The sequence below is a fragment of the Roseomonas rosulenta genome (assembly GCF_016106005.1).
GTDB lineage: Bacteria > Pseudomonadota > Alphaproteobacteria > Acetobacterales > Acetobacteraceae > Neoroseomonas > Neoroseomonas rosulenta.
On the sequence record NZ_JACADR010000416.1, the window covers coordinates 1 to 2708 of the forward strand.

Here is a 2708-nt window from a genome sequence, read left to right on the forward strand (position 1 = left end):
GGCCCCGCCGCCGCCGCCGCGCCGGCGGCCCCCGCCACCGCAGCGGTAGCGCCGCGACTCAATCCACCCGCGCGCCGGAAATCTGCACCAGGCGCTGCCAGCGCGGCGTCTCGCTCGCGATCATCGCCGCCATCGCCGCGGGGCTGTCGCTGACCGCGGGGTCGTAGCCGAGCGGGCGCAGCGCGTCGCGGAAGCCCGGCTGCGTGCCGACCTGGCGCAGCCCGGCGAACAGGCGCGCCACCTCGGCATCCGGCGTGCCGGCCGGCACCATCATCGCGTTCCACGACCGGATGTCGATGTCGCCGAGGCCGAGCGCGGGGTATTCCGCGAAGGCGGGCACGTCCGGCAGCAGGCCGAAGCGCCGCCGGCTCGACACGCCGAGCGCGCGCAGCCGCCCGGCCTCGACATGCGGAATGAGGGCGGTCGGCAGGTCGGCCGACCCGTCCAGCACGCCCGAGACCGCATCGGTCGTCGCCTGCGCGCCGCCGCGATAGGGCAGTTCGGTGATCTGCACCTGTGCCGCCTGGCCGAGTGCTGCCAGCGTCAGGTGGCTGACCGTGGCCACCCCGGAATGCGCCAGCCGCAGCCCGCCCGGATTGGCGCGCGCCCAGGCGAGCGTGGCCGGCAGGTCGGTCCAGCCACGCTCGGCGGCGCGCTGCGCGTTCACCACCAGCAGCACCGAGGCATCGGTGATCTGCGTGACCGGGCGCAGGTCGCGTGTCGGGTGGAAGGGCATCGAGGCCTGCAGGAAGGGCGCGGCGCAGAGCGTGGCGGCGCCGATGATGCCGATCATGGTGCCGTCGGGCGGGCCCTTGGCGACGGCATCCGCGCCGATCAGCCCGCCGGCGCCGCTGCGGTTGTCCACCACCACGGGCTGGTCGAGCACCGCCGGCAGGCGGTCCGCCAGCACGCGCGCCAGGCTGTCCACGCCGCCCCCCGGCGGGAAGGGCACGACGACGCGCAGCGGCCGGCGCGCGCCCTGCGCGATGGCCGGCGCGGTGAGCAGCGTTGCGCCGCCGAGGATCAAGGGCCTGCGTGCGATGGTCATGCGGATGTCTCCCGTGCAGCGCAAAAGGCTAGAGCGCGCGCCGCGTGGACGGAAGCCTCGCGGCGGCGCCTCACGGCGCGCTTCGACCCACGCGCCTCACGGCGGCTTTCGCCAACGCGCCTCACGGCGGCTTTCGCCAACGCGCCTCACGGCGGCTTTCGCCAACGCGCCTCACGGCGCGATGCGTCCCGCCCGTTCGGCAACGCTGCGCGGAATCCGCCCCCGCCGCAGTGCCTCCTGCCACACGCGCTCGACCACACGCGCGCCACGGCGCGTCACCGCGGCCGCATCGGCCACCGTCACCCGGCCGTCGCGCAGCAGCACCCGCCCCTCCACCATCGCCAGCGACAGGTCGGATGCCGCGCCATTGGTCAGCAGCGCCTTCAGCGGATCCCACACCGGCTGGTAGCGCGAGGAACCGAGGTCGACCGCCACCAGATCCGCACGCGCATCCGGCGCGATCACGCCAAGGTCCGTGCGCCCCAGCGCCAGCGCCGCATCGCGCGTGGCCGCGCGCAGCACGCGCTCGGCCGACAGGCCATGCGCCGTGCCGGATTGCACCTTGGCGAAGATCGACGCGGTGCGGATCTCCTGCACCATGTCGAGCGTCACGCCGTCGGTGCCGATGCCCAGCCGCACGCCGGAGGCCTCGAAGCGCGCCAGCGGCACGAAGCGGCCGCTGCGCGCGAAGGCCAGCGGGCAGGACGCGATGGCGGCGCCGCCCACGCGCGCCATCTCCATCTCCTCGTCCGTCGCGTACATCGCGTGTGCGAGCACCACGCCCTCGCGCAGCAGGCCGAGGTCGCGCAGATGCGCGAAGGATCCCGTGCCGTGGCGCTGCCGCACCAGCTCGACCTCGTGCAGGTTCTGCGCCGCGTGGATCGACACGATGGTGCCGAGCTCGCGCGCCTTGGCGTCGACGCGCCGCAGCAGGTCCGGCGTGCAGGAATCCGGCCCATGCGGGCCGAAGCCGATGCGCGTGCGCCCGCGCGGGCCTTCGTCGTGACGGTCGAACAGCGCCACGATGGCATCGAGTCCGGGATCGGCGCTACCCTCCGGCCGATAGAGCGGCGTGCCAGCCGCCGCCATGTCGAACCCCGGGGTCGAGAACAGGTAGGGGCAGGAATAGCTGCGCAGGCCGAGCCCGCGCGCCCGGTCGATGAAGGGCGCCTGCTGCAGGCGGAACACGTCGAGCACCGTGGTGGTGCCGCAACGCAGCCCCTCCAGCAGCGCCATCTCGGCGACATCGCCGATCTCCTCGGGCGTCATGGTCTCGGCCGCCAGGTCGCCGATCGGCATCAGCAGCGAGAAGACGATGTGCCCGGGCAGGTCGCCCGGCGCGATGTCGTCCGCCAGGCCGCGGAACAGCGGCGCCGACACCGCGTGATTGTGCAGGTTGATCAGGCCCGGCAGCAGCAGCGACTCCGGCAGGTCGACGCGCTCCGCATCGACCCCCGCGGCATCGGCCAGCACGTCGAGGATGGCGCCATCGCCGCCGACCAGCACGGCGTGGTTCTCCCGCAGCCCGCCCTGCGGGCACCAGGTCCAGCGTGGCTTGAGAAGGATGCGTCGCATGTGGTGTTCCCCCGGGGCGGCGGCGCCCGCGCGGGGCCGGCGGGCGCATTCGGCGGCCTTCCGCGCCGCCGTGCAATGGGGTGGG

General features: G+C 74.6%; 2 protein-coding genes. Both read right to left on the minus strand.

Going from position 1 to position 2708, the window contains the following annotated elements; all coding sequences use genetic code 11:
* Positions 1 to 58: 58 nt before the first annotated feature.
* On the minus strand, positions 59 to 1048 hold the full coding sequence (locus tag HW578_RS25185; protein ID WP_198373442.1) for a Bug family tripartite tricarboxylate transporter substrate binding protein: 990 nt from the start codon (positions 1046 to 1048) through the stop codon (positions 59 to 61).
* A 171-nt stretch (positions 1049 to 1219) separates the two neighbouring features.
* Positions 1220 to 2623: an amidohydrolase family protein gene (locus tag HW578_RS25190; RefSeq protein ID WP_198373443.1), complete on the minus strand. Its 1404-nt coding sequence runs from the start codon at positions 2621 to 2623 to the stop codon at positions 1220 to 1222.
* Between the last annotated feature and the right edge of the window lie 85 nt (positions 2624 to 2708).

Coding starts and splice junctions, on each gene's coding strand:
- HW578_RS25185 (WP_198373442.1), bottom strand. CDS start 1,048: ATGACCATCGCACGCAGGCCCTTGATCCTCGGCGGCGCAACGCTGCTC.
- HW578_RS25190 (WP_198373443.1), bottom strand. CDS start 2,623: ATGCGACGCATCCTTCTCAAGCCACGCTGGACCTGGTGCCCGCAGGGC.